This is a genomic window from Streptomyces sp. NPDC049837 (assembly GCF_040674455.1).
In the GTDB taxonomy this organism is placed as follows: Bacteria; Actinomycetota; Actinomycetes; order Streptomycetales; family Streptomycetaceae; genus Streptomyces.
The window spans coordinates 1-14293 of record NZ_JBFAMP010000006.1; the positions used below are offsets into that span (position 1 = coordinate 1).

Annotated in this window: 15 protein-coding genes and 1 riboswitch; of the genes, 6 read left to right on the forward strand and 9 right to left on the reverse strand. The window is 72.9% G+C overall.

Features of this window, described 5'->3' with window-relative positions; translation table 11 throughout:
- Positions 1-234: 234 nt before the first annotated feature.
- From AB0J57_RS17695 to AB0J57_RS17705, 3 genes are all read right to left on the reverse strand, one after another.
- Positions 235-630, reverse strand: coding sequence for a DUF3040 domain-containing protein (locus tag AB0J57_RS17695; RefSeq protein WP_366129116.1), 396 nt, complete (start codon positions 628-630; stop codon positions 235-237).
- A 266-nt stretch (positions 631-896) separates the two neighbouring features.
- Entirely contained in the window at positions 897-1655 is a 759-nt protein-coding gene (locus AB0J57_RS17700) for a methyltransferase (protein ID WP_366129118.1), read from the reverse strand.
- Between the two features lie 71 nt (positions 1656-1726).
- Positions 1727-2212 (reverse strand): SAV_6107 family HEPN domain-containing protein, encoded by a 486-nt coding sequence (locus AB0J57_RS17705; protein WP_366129119.1) that lies wholly within the window; start codon positions 2210-2212, stop codon positions 1727-1729.
- Between the two features lie 379 nt (positions 2213-2591).
- Between AB0J57_RS17705 and AB0J57_RS17710 the strand changes: the two genes are divergently transcribed.
- The 4 genes from AB0J57_RS17710 to AB0J57_RS17725 all read left to right on the forward strand — a co-directional run bounded on the left by AB0J57_RS17710 (position 2592) and on the right by AB0J57_RS17725 (position 7917).
- Positions 2592-3308 carry an ATP-binding cassette domain-containing protein gene (locus AB0J57_RS17710; protein WP_366129578.1) on the forward strand — a complete coding sequence of 239 codons (717 nt, stop codon included), beginning with the start codon at positions 2592-2594 and terminating at the stop codon, positions 3306-3308.
- Positions 3280-5373: a YhgE/Pip domain-containing protein gene (locus tag AB0J57_RS17715; RefSeq protein WP_366129120.1), complete on the forward strand. Its 2094-nt coding sequence runs from the start codon at positions 3280-3282 to the stop codon at positions 5371-5373. The genes AB0J57_RS17710 and AB0J57_RS17715 overlap by 29 nt, the downstream gene beginning before the upstream one ends.
- A 26-nt stretch (positions 5374-5399) precedes the next feature.
- On the forward strand, positions 5400-6008 hold the full coding sequence (locus tag AB0J57_RS17720) for a TetR/AcrR family transcriptional regulator (protein WP_366129121.1): 609 nt from the start codon (positions 5400-5402) through the stop codon (positions 6006-6008).
- Between the two features lie 382 nt (positions 6009-6390).
- A complete protein-coding gene (locus AB0J57_RS17725; protein ID WP_366129122.1) occupies positions 6391-7917 on the forward strand; it encodes an NAD(P)/FAD-dependent oxidoreductase in 1527 nt (508 codons plus the stop codon).
- 27 nt (positions 7918-7944) lie between these two features.
- On the opposite strand, the gene AB0J57_RS17730 is transcribed toward AB0J57_RS17725, so the two are convergent.
- The 6 genes from AB0J57_RS17730 to AB0J57_RS17755 form a co-directional block, all read right to left on the reverse strand.
- Positions 7945-8769: a hypothetical protein gene (locus AB0J57_RS17730; protein WP_366129123.1), complete on the reverse strand. Its 825-nt coding sequence runs from the start codon at positions 8767-8769 to the stop codon at positions 7945-7947.
- A 52-nt stretch (positions 8770-8821) separates the two neighbouring features.
- Positions 8822-9739 carry a methylenetetrahydrofolate reductase [NAD(P)H] gene (gene metF, locus AB0J57_RS17735; RefSeq protein ID WP_366129124.1) on the reverse strand — a complete coding sequence of 306 codons (918 nt, stop codon included), beginning with the start codon at positions 9737-9739 and terminating at the stop codon, positions 8822-8824.
- Between the two features lie 134 nt (positions 9740-9873).
- Positions 9874-10527, reverse strand: coding sequence for a thiamine phosphate synthase (gene thiE, locus AB0J57_RS17740; protein ID WP_366129125.1), 654 nt, complete (start codon positions 10525-10527; stop codon positions 9874-9876).
- 155 nt (positions 10528-10682) lie between these two features.
- Positions 10683-11048: an Rv2175c family DNA-binding protein gene (locus AB0J57_RS17745; protein ID WP_366129126.1), complete on the reverse strand. Its 366-nt coding sequence runs from the start codon at positions 11046-11048 to the stop codon at positions 10683-10685.
- 61 nt (positions 11049-11109) lie between these two features.
- Positions 11110-12315: an FAD-dependent oxidoreductase gene (locus tag AB0J57_RS17750; protein WP_366129579.1), complete on the reverse strand. Its 1206-nt coding sequence runs from the start codon at positions 12313-12315 to the stop codon at positions 11110-11112.
- 21 nt (positions 12316-12336) lie between these two features.
- On the reverse strand, positions 12337-12723 hold the full coding sequence (locus tag AB0J57_RS17755; protein ID WP_366129127.1) for a hypothetical protein: 387 nt from the start codon (positions 12721-12723) through the stop codon (positions 12337-12339).
- A gap of 50 nt (positions 12724-12773) precedes the next feature.
- A riboswitch (TPP riboswitch) is annotated at positions 12774-12887 on the forward strand.
- On the opposite strand from AB0J57_RS17755, the gene thiO reads away from it, so the two are divergent.
- Both thiO and thiS read left to right on the forward strand, forming a co-directional pair.
- On the forward strand, positions 12885-14093 hold the full coding sequence (thiO, locus tag AB0J57_RS17760) for a glycine oxidase ThiO (RefSeq protein WP_366129128.1): 1209 nt from the start codon (positions 12885-12887) through the stop codon (positions 14091-14093). (Overlaps the previous riboswitch by 3 nt.)
- Positions 14090-14290 (forward strand): sulfur carrier protein ThiS, encoded by a 201-nt coding sequence (gene thiS / locus AB0J57_RS17765; protein ID WP_366129129.1) that lies wholly within the window; start codon positions 14090-14092, stop codon positions 14288-14290. The genes thiO and thiS overlap by 4 nt, the downstream gene beginning before the upstream one ends.
- Positions 14291-14293 lie beyond the last annotated feature (3 nt).

The window sequence follows — 14293 nt, forward strand, 5'->3', positions numbered from 1 at the left end:
GGCCGGTAGGCCGGGGCCGGTAGGCCGGGGCCGGTAGGCCGGGGCCGGTAGGCCGGGGCCGGTAGGCCGGGGCCGGTAGGCCGGGGCCGGTAGGCCGGGGCCGGTAGGCGGCTGCCCGTGCGGCATGGCTGGGGCGGGACGCCCGAGAAGGTCGTCGGGTGCGACGTGGCGCGGACATGGGTGAGGGGCGACCGCCTGGAAGCGGTCGCCCCTCACCCGTAAGTCACGGTGCGTTCAGTGGCCCTGCTCGTCGCGGCGGCGCTGCCACCGCTGCTCGATCCGGTCCATCATCGAGCGGCGCTGCCGGGGATGGTGCCGGCCGTGGGCCGTGCCTCCCTCGGCCTGCTGCTCGCCCGGCTTGGGCGCCTTGCGCCATCCGGTGACCGCGAGGACCGCACAGCCGAGCATGACGAGGAACCCCACCACGCTGATCCAGATCTGCTGCGCGACCATTCCGGCCATGAGGAGCGCGATACCCACCAGGAAGCCTGCGACAGCCTGGTAGACCCGTCGCCGGGTGTATGTACGCAGCCCGCTTCCCTCGAGCGCTGTCGCGAACTTGGGATCTTCGGCGTACAGCGCTCGCTCCATCTGCTCGAGCATTCGCTGCTCGTGCTCCGAGAGCGGCACGGAGTCCTCCTCGTCGTCGGTCGCTGGGGGCGACCGGTATGCGGCCCTTTCAGGATAGGCAGGGATTCGCCCCCGTGAAACCCGCCCTCTGTGCCATTTCACCGATCGGGCCGCCATGCCGGTTCGGCTGGTGAGGCGTTGATTCCCCGTCCTCCGATCCGTCATGCCGGATGGTGTCCCTCGATCATACGGGGATACGGACGCGAGCGGGGGGCCTGTGGCGTACTCCATCTGCTGCTGCGCCGCTGATCAGCCCACTGCTCGGCTCAGCCGCGCTTTTCGCCCAGGACGTGCAGTTGGGTGGCGACCGACCGGAACGCGGGCAGCTCGGCGGCGGCCGCCTCCAGCTTGAGGAGCGCGTCCAGGGCGCCGGGCTCGGTGTCGACGAGGACGCCGGGCACGAGGTCGGCGAAGACCCGTACGCCGTGCACGGCGCCGACCTCCACGCCGGCCGCCTCCACGGCCTCGGTGAGCTGCTCGGCCGTGAAGCGCCGGGGCACCGGGTCGCCTTCGCCCCAGCGGCCGGCCGGGTCGGTGAGCGCGCGGCGCGCCTCGGTGAAGTGCCCGGCGAGCGCGCGGGCGAGGACCGCACCGCCGAGCCCGGCCGCCAGCAGACTGAGCGCACCGGAGGGCCGCAGCGCCTCCACCGCCTTGCGCACGCCCTCCGCGGGATCGTCCACGTACTCCAGGACGCCGTGGCACAGCACCACGTCGTAGCCGCCGCGCTCGACGACGTCGAACAGGCCGTGGACGTCACCCTGGACACCGCGTACCCGGTCGGCGACGCCGGCCTCGGCGGCGCGGCGCTCCAGCGCGAAGAGCGCGTTGGGGCTGGGGTCGACGACGGTGACCCGGTGCCCGAGCCGCGCGACGGGCACGGCGAAGTTTCCGCTGCCGCCGCCGGTGTCGAGGACGTCCAGGCTGTCCTTGCCGGTCGCCTTGACCCGGCGGTCGAGGGCGTCCTCGAGAACGTCCCACACCACGGCGGTACGAAGGGAGGCGCGGGGGCGCTGCGGGTCCGACACGGCAGTTGACTCCTAGGTGACGGTTAACGAACGCTTCCCACCCTATGGCCTGACGGGCTGTGCACGGTCCCTCAGTCCGGCTGGTCCGCCGACCGCTTGCGGACCCGTGGCTGCGGCAGTACCGGCTCGGGCACCAACAGCCGCTCCACCAGGCCCAGGAACATGGTCGCGTCCCGGATCAGGTCGTCGGCGTCGCGGCTGCTGGCCGCGCCCCGTATGCCCGCCTCCGCGCGCGCCCGGCGGGAGGCCCCGGCGGCGAACAGGGCGCTCCACTCGGTCAGCTCGGGCGCTATCTCCGGGAGCACGTCCCAGGCGCTGCGTATCTGCCGGCGTTTGCGCGGAGTGGTCTCGGGGCGGCCCCGGACCGCGAGCACGGCGGCCGCGGTGCGGAGGGCGGCGAGGTGTGCGGTGGCGTACCGCTCGTTGGGGGTTTCGAGGATGCTCGCCTCTTCCAGGCCCGCGCGGGCCTGGCCGAGCAGGTCGAGGGCGGCGGGGGGCGCCGAGGCGCGACGCAGCACGGGGTGGACGTCGCTCGCCGCCGCGTGGGAACCGGCCATGACGAACCTCCAGTCGTCGTGTGACGGCGCTGTGGCCGTATGTGTCCATCGTGCAGGCCACCACTGACAATCGGCCCTGACCTGGGCTTTTGCTTCGATCGAAGGTTCGGAGTAGTTTTTGCACTGACTGGTCAGTTCAAAGAAATGGGGGCTCGTGGACCACCAGGACGACGACCTGGAACGCCCGGAGAAGCGGGACACAGTGGCGGGGGCAGAGACGGAGTCGGCCCACACCGAGGAGGCCGCCCACAACGAGGACGCGCCCCACGACGACGAGGCGGAGCCCGGCGACAAGGCGGAGCCCGGCGACAAGGCGGAGCCCGGCAACGCCGGCCCGCAGTCCGAAGCCCGCCCCGACGACGCCCCGCAGCCGCGCGGTGTGGCGGTCGTCGCGGAGGGCTTCGGGCTGAAGGGGCCCAGGGGCTGGGCCTTCCGCGGCGTCACCGTGGACGCCGCACCCGGCGCGCTCCTGACGATCGAGGGACCGTCCGGCTCCGGACGCACCTGCCTGCTGCTGGCCCTCACCGGCCGGATGCGCCCGACCGAGGGCCACGCGGAGGTCGGCGGGCTGCGACTGCCGCGCAAGATGGCCGCCGTACGGCGGATCAGCGCCCTCGGCCCGGTGCCCGGCGTCAGCGACCTCGACCCGGCGCTGACCGTCGCCGAGCACCTCCGCGAACGGGCCCTGCTCCAGCGCCGGTTCGACGGCTCCCCGTTCGCTCTGCTGCGCCCGCGCGCCGAGCGGGCCGCCGCCTCACGCGCGCGCGTGCGGGCCGCCCTGGACGCCGCCGGCCTGGACCTGGACGCCCTGCCCAAGAAGGACCGCACGTCCGTGCGGGACCTGGAGCGGCTGGAGGCGCTGCGCCTGTCGATCGCCCTGGCCCTGATCGGCGAGCCGCGTCTGCTGGCCGTCGACGACATCGACCTCAAGCTCTCCGACGCCGACCGCGCCGAGGCCTGGGCGCTGCTGCGGTCCATCGCCGACGGCGGCACGACCGTCCTGGCCGTGTGCAGCGAGGCGCCCGGGGACACGATCACCATTCGGACCACCGAGGAGGGGGCGGCCGATGCGCTCGCCGAAACTGGCCGCGCTTGAGCTGAAGCGGTTCGGCAGGGGGAAGCTGCCGCGCGCCGCGCTCGTCGCGGTCCTGCTGCTGCCGCTGCTGTACGGCGCGCTGTACCTGTGGTCCTTCTGGGACCCGTACGGCAGGCTCGAGAAACTGCCCGTCGCGCTCGTCAACGAGGACCGGGGCGCCACCGCCGACGGCAAGAAGATCACCGCGGGCGACGACATCACCAAGAACCTGCGCGAGAGCAAGGTCTTCGAGTGGCACGAGGTGAGCGACGCCGAGGCCCGTGAGGGCGTCGAGAACGGCACGTACTACCTGTCGCTCACCATGCCCGGGGACTTCAGCGAGCGCATCGCGTCCAGCTCCGGCGCCGCGCCCGAGACCGGCGCCCTCCAGGTGCGCACGAACGACGCCAACAACTACATCGTGGGACAGATCTCGCGGACCGTGTTCGCCGAGGTCCGCACCGCCGCGTCGACGAAGTCGTCCCGGTCGTTCCTGGACAAGATCTTCATCAAGTTCTCCGACCTCCACGACGCCACCGAGAAGGCGGCCAAGGGGGCCGACGAGCTCAAGAACGGTGCCGCGAAGGCCAAGAAGGGCTCCAAGGACCTCTCCGACGGCCTCACCGACGCCAAGAAGGGCAGCGGCGAGCTGGCCGGCGGTCTGAAGAAGCTCGACAAGGGCGCGTCCGACCTGGAGACCGGCGCCCGGCAGGTCGCCAACGGCACCCAGGTGCTCGCCGACAGGGTCAACGGTGTGGCCGCCGACGTACGCCCGTACCTGAAGGACAACGGCAAGCAGATCGGCGACTCCGCCCGGTTGGTCTCCGACCTCTCCAAGGGCATGCGCAACAGCCTGGACCTCATCGTGAAGCGGGGGCCGACCCTGCGGACCGGCGCGCACATCGCCGCCGACGAACTGGCCGCCATCCACAAGGAGCAGTGCGAGGACAACCCGCTGCCCGACGCCAAGGCGTGCCCCAAGCTGGAGAAGGCGAAGGTGGCTTCCGCCGACGTGGCGACGGTCGCCGACGACCTCAACGAACTGGCCAAGGACAGCAACGGTGACCTGAAGAAGCTTGACGCACAGCTCAAGGACCTCCAGACGAAGGCCGACGCCCTCGCCAAGCGGGCGCCGAACCTCGACGAGGACCTCGCGTACGCCGTCGGCAAGATCAACGAGCTGAACGCCGGTGCCCACAAGGTCGCCACGGGCGCCGACACCCTGCACACCGGCCTGAGCACCGCCAAGTCGGGCTCCACCGAACTCGACAGCGGCGTCGGCCGGCTCAAGAAGGGCGCCGGCGAGCTCGACAGCGGCCTGTACAAGCTCGCCGACGGTTCCACCGAGCTGGCCACGGGCCTCAACGACGGCGTCGAGAAGATCCCCGACTACGACAAGGACTCCCGCGACCGCCGCACCGAGGTCATGGCCGACCCGGTCAAGCTCGCCTCCCAGTCGCTGCACAAGGCGCCCAACTACGGCACCGGATTCGCCCCGTACTTCATCCCGCTCTCCCTGTGGGTGGGCGCCATGGTGGCGTACATGCTGATCCAGCCGCTCAACCGCCGCGCGCTCGCCGCCGGTGCCTCCGCGTGGCGCATCGCGCTGGCCGGCTGGCTCCCGGTCGCCACGATCGGCGTGCTCCAGGTGGCGGCCCTGATGTCGGTCCTGCACTGGGCCCCCGGGCTGGGCCTGAAGATGGCCCGCCCCGCCGGGACGGTGGCCTTCCTGCTGCTGGTCACCTGCTGCTTCGCCGCGATCATCCAGTGGCTGAACGCCCGCTTCGGCGCCGCCGGACGGATCCTCGTCCTGGCCCTGCTGATGCTCCAGCTCACGTCGGCGGGCGGCACCTACCCGGTGCAGACCAGCCCCGGCTTCTTCAACGCGATCCACCCCTTCCTGCCGATGACGTACGTTGTCGAGGCACTGCGCCGGCTGATCACGGGCGGCGGCATCGGACCGGTCTGGCAGGCCTGCGCCGTGCTGGCCGCGTTCACCGCCGGGGCGCTCGCCCTGACCGCCCTCTCCGCGCGCCGCAAGCAGGTGTGGAGCCTGGACCGCCTGCACCCGGAGCTGAGCCTGTGAGCGCCGGGCCTGTGAGAATCGACGCCATGGACACCCAGAGCAGCAGACGGCAGGCCACCCGCACCAAGCTCTACGAGGCCGCTGTGACCCTCATCGCCGAGCAGGGCTTCTCGGCGACGACAGTGGACGAGATCGCGGAGCGCGCCGGGGTGGCCAAGGGCACGGTCTACTACAACTTCAAGAGCAAGACCGAGCTCTTCGAAGAGCTGCTGCGGCACGGGGTCGGACTGCTCACCCAGTCCCTGCGGGCCGCCGCCGACGAGACGGCGGCACGCGGCGGGACCAGGGTCGAGGCGCTGGACGCGATGATCCGGGCCGGTCTGGTGTTCATCGACCGCTACCCGGCCTTCACCCAGCTCTATGTGGCCGAGCTGTGGCGCACCAACCGCGCCTGGCAGTCGACCCTCCTGGTGGTGCGCCAGGAGGCGGTCGCCGTCGTCGAGACGGTGCTGCGGGAAGCCGTGGCCGGCGGCGAGCTGAGCGACGAGATCGACATCCCGCTGACCGCCGCCGCGCTGGTCGGGATGGTGCTGGTGGCGGCGCTGGACTGGCAGGCGTTCCAGCGTGAGCGATCCATCGACGACGTCCACTCGGCCCTGTCCCGGCTGCTGCACGGGCGCGTGAGCGGCCGCTAGTACGCGGAAGACCCCCGTACGCGACGAAAGCCGGTCCGGTGAGGCTCGATCCCCCCGAGCCTCACCGGACCGGCGTCATTCCCCCGTGTCCCCCGTATCCCCCGTGCGTCCCCCGTGTTCCCCCTTGGTGGGAGAGCCCTGACCACCGTGTTTCCCCCGTTGGTCCCGGGCCCTCCTTTGTGCACCCCCGTTCCGTCAGGTGCGCGGTGCCGGTACCGCCGCCCCGTGTCGGCGGTGTCGGCTCCGCGCCCCTTCCGTGGTCTCCACTCTTCCGTCCGGGCCGCTCCGGTCCCATCCGCGTACCTACTCATCTCGCCCCCTAGGTACGGGTACTCAGACGTCCGTGCTCATGCGCAGCCGGACGCCGGATAGGGTCCGTGACATGGCACGGATTGTGGTGATCGGCGCGGGGATGGGCGCCATGGCGGCGGCGGCCCGGCTGGCCGTGGCGGGCCACCGGGTGACGGTGTACGAGCGCACGGAGACGTACGGCGGCGCGGTCGGCCGGTACGAGCGGGACGGCTTCGCCTTCGACACCGGACCGGGGCTGCTGCACCTGCCCGCCGTGTACCGGGACCTGTTCGTGAAGACCGGCAAGGAGCCGCTGGAGCGGTGCGTCGAGCTGACCCAGGTCGACCCGGCGAGCCGGCACGTCTTCGCCGACGGTACGGCGGTCTCGCTGCCGAACGCCTCGCGCGCCGGAATCGTCTCCGCGCTGGACGCGGCGCTCGGCGCGGGCGCGGGGGCACGGTGGGGCGAGTTCCTGAACCGTGCCCGGGACGCCTGGGACCGCTCGCGGCGGCCGCTGCTGGAGGAGCCCCTGCCGGCCGACGTGACGCCGTTCGCGCGCGACCCGTACCCGGCGCCGAGGACCGGTCTGCTGCGCCGCCCGGCGGCCACGCTCGCCGAGGTGGGCCGGCGCGAGCTGCGCGACCCGCGGCTGGCGGCGCTGCTGGAGAGCCACGCCCTGGCGTACGGCTTCGATCCGGCGACCGCCCCCGCTGCCGCCGCCGTGCTGCCGTACATGGAGCAGACGTTCGGAAGCTGGTACGTCGGCGGCGGCATCCGGGCGCTGGCGGACGCCGTGTACGAGCGGTGCCGGCAGCGGAAGGTCGACTTCGTCTTCGGCACGTCGGTGACGGACGTCCTGGTCAAGGACGGCCGGGCCGTCGGCGTCGAGCTGGACGACCGGAAGGTGGTCGAGGCGGATCACCTCGTCGCGGGCGCGCCGCTGCTCGCGCTCTACCGGGACCAGGTCCTGGAGTGGGAGAGCACGGACGAGTGGCCGCGCCACCAGCAGGGGGTGCGGACGGGGCGGGTCACCGTGTGCCTGGCGCTGCGCGGCGCCCGGGAGGCGGACGCCGTCCACCGGACGGTGGTGCACTCCGCCGACCGGGAGGACGAGCTGGACGCCCTCGCACGGGGGCGGCTGTGCGACCGGCCCACGGTCGTGGTGCTGCGCCCCGACGACGAACGGCTGCGCCCGGACGGGGACCACGAGTCGGTGACGGTCACCGCGACGGTCCCGGCGGGCGGGGTGTGGGCGTCGGACAACCTCTGGGGCACGGCCGAGGGGTCGGCCGAGGCGTCTGCCGTGGAGGCGTTCGCCGACCGGATGGTCGAGGCCGCGGCGGCCGCCGTGCCCGGCCTGCGGGAGCGGCTGCTGTGGCGGGTGGTGCGTACCCCGGCCGACACGTTCCACGAGACGGGCGCGTACCAGGTGCCGGGTCCGGCACTGGCCGGCGCGCGCGGTTCGCTGCTGCCCGCCGCGAACCCGGCGCCGCTGGGCGGGCTGTACTTCGCCGGGGGGTGGGCGCACCCGGGCGGCGGGCTGGCCCACGCCGGGATGTCGGGCGCCCTGGTGGCCGGGCTGATCGTGGAGGGTGCGGGCTTCCGGGGCTCTCAGTAGCCTCCGGGGCGCTCAACCACGGACGCTTCAGTAGCGGTACGGGTCGCCCTGGGCCTGGCCCGGGTCGTAGCCGTACGGCGGCTGCTCCGGGGGCTGCTGGTCCCCGTCGCGCTGCTGCGGCACCCAGACGCCGCCGGGCGGGGTCTCCATGCCGTACTGGGGGGCGTAGGGGTCGGCGTACTGCTGCTGGCCGCCGTAGCCGTTGTCGTACGGGGTGGTGCCGGCGTACGGGTCGGAGTAGGCGGCGTACCCCTGCTGGTCCGTGGTTCCGTAGTCGTAGGTGGCCGTGGCGTAGCCGCCCTGCTGGTCGTACGCCGGGGCAGCGTAGGTGCCGTAACCCTGGTCGTACGAGGCGGTCTGGTCGGCGGGGGCGTAGCCGGGCACGGCGCCGTAGACCCCGTACTGGCCGGTCTCGTCCGGCAGCGGCTCCGGTGCGTAGACCGCCGTGGTCTCGGCGGCCGTCGGCTCCTGATCCCGGTACTGGTCCTGCTCCAGGTCCTGCTCCTGCTGCTCGTATGCCAGGTTCGAGACCTCCAGGGTCGGACCGGCGGCGGCGCCGCCCGTGGCCCCGGACTTGCGGCGGCGGCTGGCCCCGGGGCGGCCCCCGAGCGCCCACCCGGTCGAGAAGCCGCGCCGGAAGGAGAGCGTCACGTACGTCTGGCCGATCGCGAAGGCGATGGCGCCCGCGGCGATCACGGGGACGGAGGGCAGCAGCACGCCGAGGACCACGCCCAGGAACCCGGCGAAGGCGAGCAGCCGCCAGCGCAGCCGGGCCTTGTACTGCAGGAGCACTTCACCGAGCAGCCACAACGCGACGACGCCGAACGCGATGTAGAGGACCGTCCAGCCCATGCCCGCCCCTCTCGTACGGCCCCCCGCCCCGGGACGTGGCGGGTACGGCCGGTCAGGACTGCTCGTGCAGTCCGAGATTCTCGTAGATCTCGAGCGTCGCCGTGGAGTTGTTGAGCGTGATGAAGTGCAATCCGGGGACACCCTCGGAGAGCAGCCGTGCGCAGAACTCCGTCGCGAACTCGATGCCAATGGAGCGTACAGCGGCCGGATCGTCCTTGACGGCGAGGATCCGCTCTTTCAGCTCGGGCGGGAAGTGGGCGTTGCTGAGCTGAGCGAACCGTTCGATCTGCTTGACGCTGGTGACGGGCATGATCTCGGGGATGATCGGGGTCTCGCAGCCCTTGGCCGCGACCCGGTCGCGCAGCCGCAGATAGTCCTCGGGGAAGAAGAACATCTGGGTGATCGCGTAGTCCGCGCCCGCACGGCACTTGTCCACGAAGTGCCGGATGTCGCTGTCCCAGTCGGCGGAGCGCGGGTGCATCTCGGGGAAGGCCGCGACGCCGACGCAGAAGTCGCCGGACTCCTTGATCAGCCGGACGAGGTCGGCGGCGTACCGCACGCCCTGGGGGTGCGGGACCCACTCGCCCATCGGGTCGCCGGGCGGGTCGCCCCGGACGGCGAGGATGTTGCGGATGTCGGCGTCGGCGTACTGGCCGATCATGTTGCGCAGCTCGGCGATCGTGTGGTTGACGGCGGTGAGGTGCGCGACGGGGGTGAGCGTGGTGTCGGCGGCGATCTCCTGGGTGGCCTTGACCGTCCCTGCCCTGGTGGAGCCGCCGGCTCCGTACGTCACGGAGACGAAGCTCGGAGCCACGGCTTCGACGCGGCGCAGCGCGTTCCAGAGGTTCCGTTCGCCCTTCTCCGTCTTGGGCGCCCAGAACTCGAAGGAGTACGACGTTTTGCCGGTCGCGAGCAGATCGCGCACCGTTCGCGCGCGATCTGTCCTGGTGGAAGGTGTGCCAAGGGCCATACGGGCAGGTTAGCCACGGGTCGGGCGTCACCCAACCAGAGCAGGGTAATTTGTCGCTTTTGCCGGGTTGTTGTCCACCCCTTGGACAATCGTGGACAGGGTGACCGGGGCGGGGCACCCGCGCGGAGCGCCCGCTACGCCGTGCGCTCGCGGACCCGCTTGGCCAGCGCCGCCGTGGCCGCCGCCGGGTCGTCCGCCTCGGTGATCGCCCGGACGACGACGATCCGGCGGGCGCCGGCGTCCAGCACCTCGTCCAGGTTGCCCGCGTCGATGCCGCCGATCGCGAACCACGGGCGGTCCTGGTCCAGCGACGCCGCGTACCGCACGAGGCCGAGCCCCGGCGCGTACCGCCCCGGCTTGGTGGGCGTCGGCCAGCACGGGCCCGTGCAGAAGTAGTCGACGCCCGGCTCGGCGACCGCCGCGTCCACCTCGGCCTCCGCGTGCGTGGAGCGGCCCACCAGCACCTCGTCGCCCAGGATGGCGCGGGCGGCCGGAACGGGCAGGTCGCCCTGGCCCAGGTGCAGCACGTCGGCGCCGATGGCGTGCGCGACGTCCGCCCGGTCGTTCACCGCCAGCAGCTTGCCGTGCCGGCGGCAGGCGTCGGCGAACACGGCCAGGTGCTCCAGCTCCTCGCCCGCCTCCATGCCCTTGTCACGCAACTGCACGATGTCCACACCCGAGGCCAGCACGGCGTCGAGGAACTCGGGCAGGTCGCCCTGGCGCTTGCGGGCGTCCGTGCAGAGGTAGAGCCGGGCGTCGGCGAGCTGGGCGGCGCGTGCGGTGGACATGAGGTGTTCCCCCCGGTTGGTGCGGCGGTGTACGGGCCAGGGGCTTCCCGGCCCGTACACCGCCTGGTGTCGGTGTTCCGCCCGGCGTCGGCCGCCGGGCGCCTACCAGGACGTCGCCGGGCGCTTGCCAGGACGTCGCGGTGCTTACCAGGACGTCAGACGGCGAGCGCCTGGGCGCGGCGCTTCACCTCCGTGCCGCGATTCTCGCTGAGCGCCTGCGCGGGCGTGCCCGGCAGGCTCGGGTCGGGGGTGAAGAGCCACTCGAGCATCTCTTCGTCGGTGAAGCCGTCGTCCTTCAGGAGCGTCAGGGTCCCGGCGAGACCCTTGACCACCTTGCCGTCCTTGATGAAGGCGGCAGGGACCTGGAGCGTCCGGTTCTCACCCCGGCGCACGGCGATGAGCTGGCCCTCCTTGACCAACTGCCGCACGCGCGTCACCTCGACATCGAGCATTTCCGCGATGTCGGGCAGGTGGAGCCAGGCGGGGACGAGAGCATCGATCTTTGCGTCAATCTCGGTCACGGCACTAGCGTGCCATCCCGCACTGACAGTCGGTAGCCGGGCTACGCCGGACCGGCCCCCGCTACGCCCGAGCGGCCGACTTCAGCGGTACGGAGGGATCGGCGACGAGCCCCGGGTCGAGCGGCGTGCCGGCCTCGATGAGCTTGCGCCCCTGGGCCAGGTCGCGGGGGCGGCCGACGGCCAGCAGCGCGACCAGGACGTCCTGGCGCAGCCACGCCACCGACCAGGCGGCACCGGCCGGGTCGCCCCGCCACACCATCGTGTCGGCGGCCGGGTGATGACCGGCGTACTGCACGAACCGCCCGAACTGCTCGGACCAGAAGTACGGCACCGGGTCGTACGCCCGCGGGGCCTCGCCGACGATGTCGGCGGCCACCGTGCGCGGGCCCTGGAGGGCGTTGTCCCAGTGGTGCACCATCAGCCGCTCGCCGTAGCGGGCGGAGGGGAAGGACGCGCAGTCGCCCACGGCGTACACGTCGGGCGCGGCCGTGCGCAGGTGGTCGTCGGCGGTGATCGCGCCCTCGGGACCGAGCGCGATGCCCGAGCCGGCCAGCCACCCGGTGGCGGGCCGGGCGCCGATGCCGACGACCACGGCCCCGGCGGGCAGCAGACGCCCGTCCTCCAGGGCGACCTCGCCCGGTTCGAGGTGCGCCACGCGCGCGTGCGTCAGGAGTTTGGCGCCGCTCTCCTCGTACCACTCGGCCATCGGGGCGGCGACCTCGGCGGGCAGCGAGCCGGCGAGCGGCCGGTCGGCGGCCTCGACGACGGTGACCGCGCAGCCCGCCTCCCGGGCGGCCGTCGTGAACTCGGCGCCGATCCAGCCGGCGCCGACGACCACCACGTCGTGCTTCTCGGTCAGGACCGGGCGCAGCCGCTCGGCGTCGTCCAGGGTGCGCAGCAGGTGGACCCCGCGGACGCCCTCGGAGCCGGGCAGCGCGATGGGCTGGGCGCCGGTGGCGACGACGAGGACGTCGTACGGGACCGGCCCGGCCTCGGTGTCCACCTCGTGCGCGTCCGGGCGCAGGGCGGTGACCTCGACGCCCAGGCGCAGTTCGATGCCGAGCGACTCGAAGTCCACGTCGAAGGCCGATCCCTCCGCCGTGCCCAGGAGCACCGCCTTGGACAACGGGGGCCGGTCGTAAGGCTGGTGGGGCTCCGCGCCGATCAGCAGCACGGGCCCGGTGAAGCCCTGCTCGCGCAGCGCCACGGCCGTCTGCACACCCGCCATCCCGGCGCCGACGATGACGACGCGCCGCTCTGCTTCCATCCGCTCGTTCACCCGTCCACCTTATGCACCTGACACATCGTCAAGAAGAGACCGGGAGGAAAGGACGGAAGACGGAAGCTCCTCCACCACGCTGGTACCGCTGCCCTCCTGGGACTCCCATTCCCAGCTCTCCTCCAGCCGAACGCGCCCGTCGTCCAGTTCCACGACCGTGGAGACGCAGTGACCCGACGCCGTCCGGCCGTCGCGCTTGAGCTGGACATACCGAAAGTCGAGACGATCTCCCTCACGCGTCCCGACGAGGTGGCCGCGCACCACGTCCCCGCCCGCGTACTCGGCCCAGACGCACCCGTCGTCCTCGTGGTACGTGAACCGGGTCGCCGTACCGACCTGACCGGGAGCCTGGTCCACCACCGGGGAGAGGACGAGCCCGTCGAGCGACCGCGCCACGGTGAAGCTCCCTTACAGCCAGTTGCGGGGTGGGGTTAGTCTGGCCACCGTAGAGCACTCGCGGGAGCCCGGACGTACCGGGCTGAGAGGGAGGCTGGGACGGCCTCCGACCGTACGAACCTGATCCGGGTCATGCCGGCGAAGGGAGGGGCTGGACGCCCATGCATCCACGTACGTCAGACGTCCTCGTCATCGGGGGCGGAATCATCGGCCTGGTCACGGCCTGGCGGGCGGCGCAGCGCGGCCTGCGGGTCGCCGTGGTCGACCCGGGGCCGGGCGGCGGGGCCGCGCAGGTCGCGGCGGGCATGCTCGCCGCGGTCACCGAGCTCCACTACGGCGAGGAGACGCTCCTCGGGCTCAATCTGGAGTCGGCGCGCCGCTACCCCGACTTCGTCACCGAACTCCGGCAGGCCGCCGGCGGCGTGGACGTCGGCTACCGCGCGTGCGGCACGCTCGCCGTCGCGCTGGACGCCGACGACCGTGCCCACCTGCGGGAGCTGCACGCGCTCCAGCAGCGCTCGGGCCTGGACTCGGAGTGGCTGACCGGCCGCGAATGCCGCCGCCTGGAGCCCATGCTGGCGCCCGGTGTGCGCGGCGGACTGCGGGTGGACGGCGACCACCAGGTCGACCCGCGACGACTGGCCGCCGCCCTGCTGGCCGCCTGCGAGCGGGCGGGCGTGGTGGTCCACCGCGCCTGGGCGGAGCGGCTGGTGGTCCTGCGGGACCGGGCGGCGGGGGTGCTGCTGAGCGACGGCACCGAGCGGGCCGCCGACCAGGTGGTGCTGGCCGCCGGCAGCCTGAGCGGCCGGCTCGGCGGCGTACCGGACGAGGTGCTGCCGCCGGTACGGCCCGTCAAGGGGCAGGTACTGCGGCTGTCCGTGCCTTCCGCGTACGCGCCGTTCCTGAGCCGTACGGTCCGGGCGGCCGTGCGCGGCAGCCATGTGTACCTGGTGCCGCGCGAGAACGGCGAGCTCGTGGTCGGCGCGACGAGCGAGGAGCTCGGCTGGGACACCACGGTCACGGCGGGCGGGGTGTACGAGCTGCTGCGCGACGCGCACGAGCTGGTGCCCGGCATCACGGAGCTGCCCCTGACCGAGACCCGCGCGGGCCTGCGGCCCGGCTCCCCGGACAACGCGCCGCTGCTGGGGCCGACCGCACTGCCCGGTCTGCACCTGGCGACGGGGCACTACCGCAACGGGGTGCTGCTGACCCCCGTCACCGGGGACGTGATGGCCACCGTGCTGACCACCGGGGAGCTCCCGGAGGAGGCCCGCGCCTTCGCCCCGGCCCGCTTCTCCCCCGCCGCCTCGCCCGCCACCTTCCCCGCGGCCTCCCCCGCCACCTCCACCATCACCGTAGGAGTGTCATGAACGTCTCCGTGAACGGCGAGGCGCGACAGCTCGCCGGCCCCACCACCCTCGACGCCCTGGTCGCCACCCTCACCACCGCGCCGTCCGGGGTCGCCGCCGCCGTCAACGAGACCGTCGTACCGCGCAGCCAGTGGCCGGGGACGCTGCTCGGCGACGGTGACCGGGTCGAGGTCCTCACCGCGGTCCAGGGGGGCTGACCC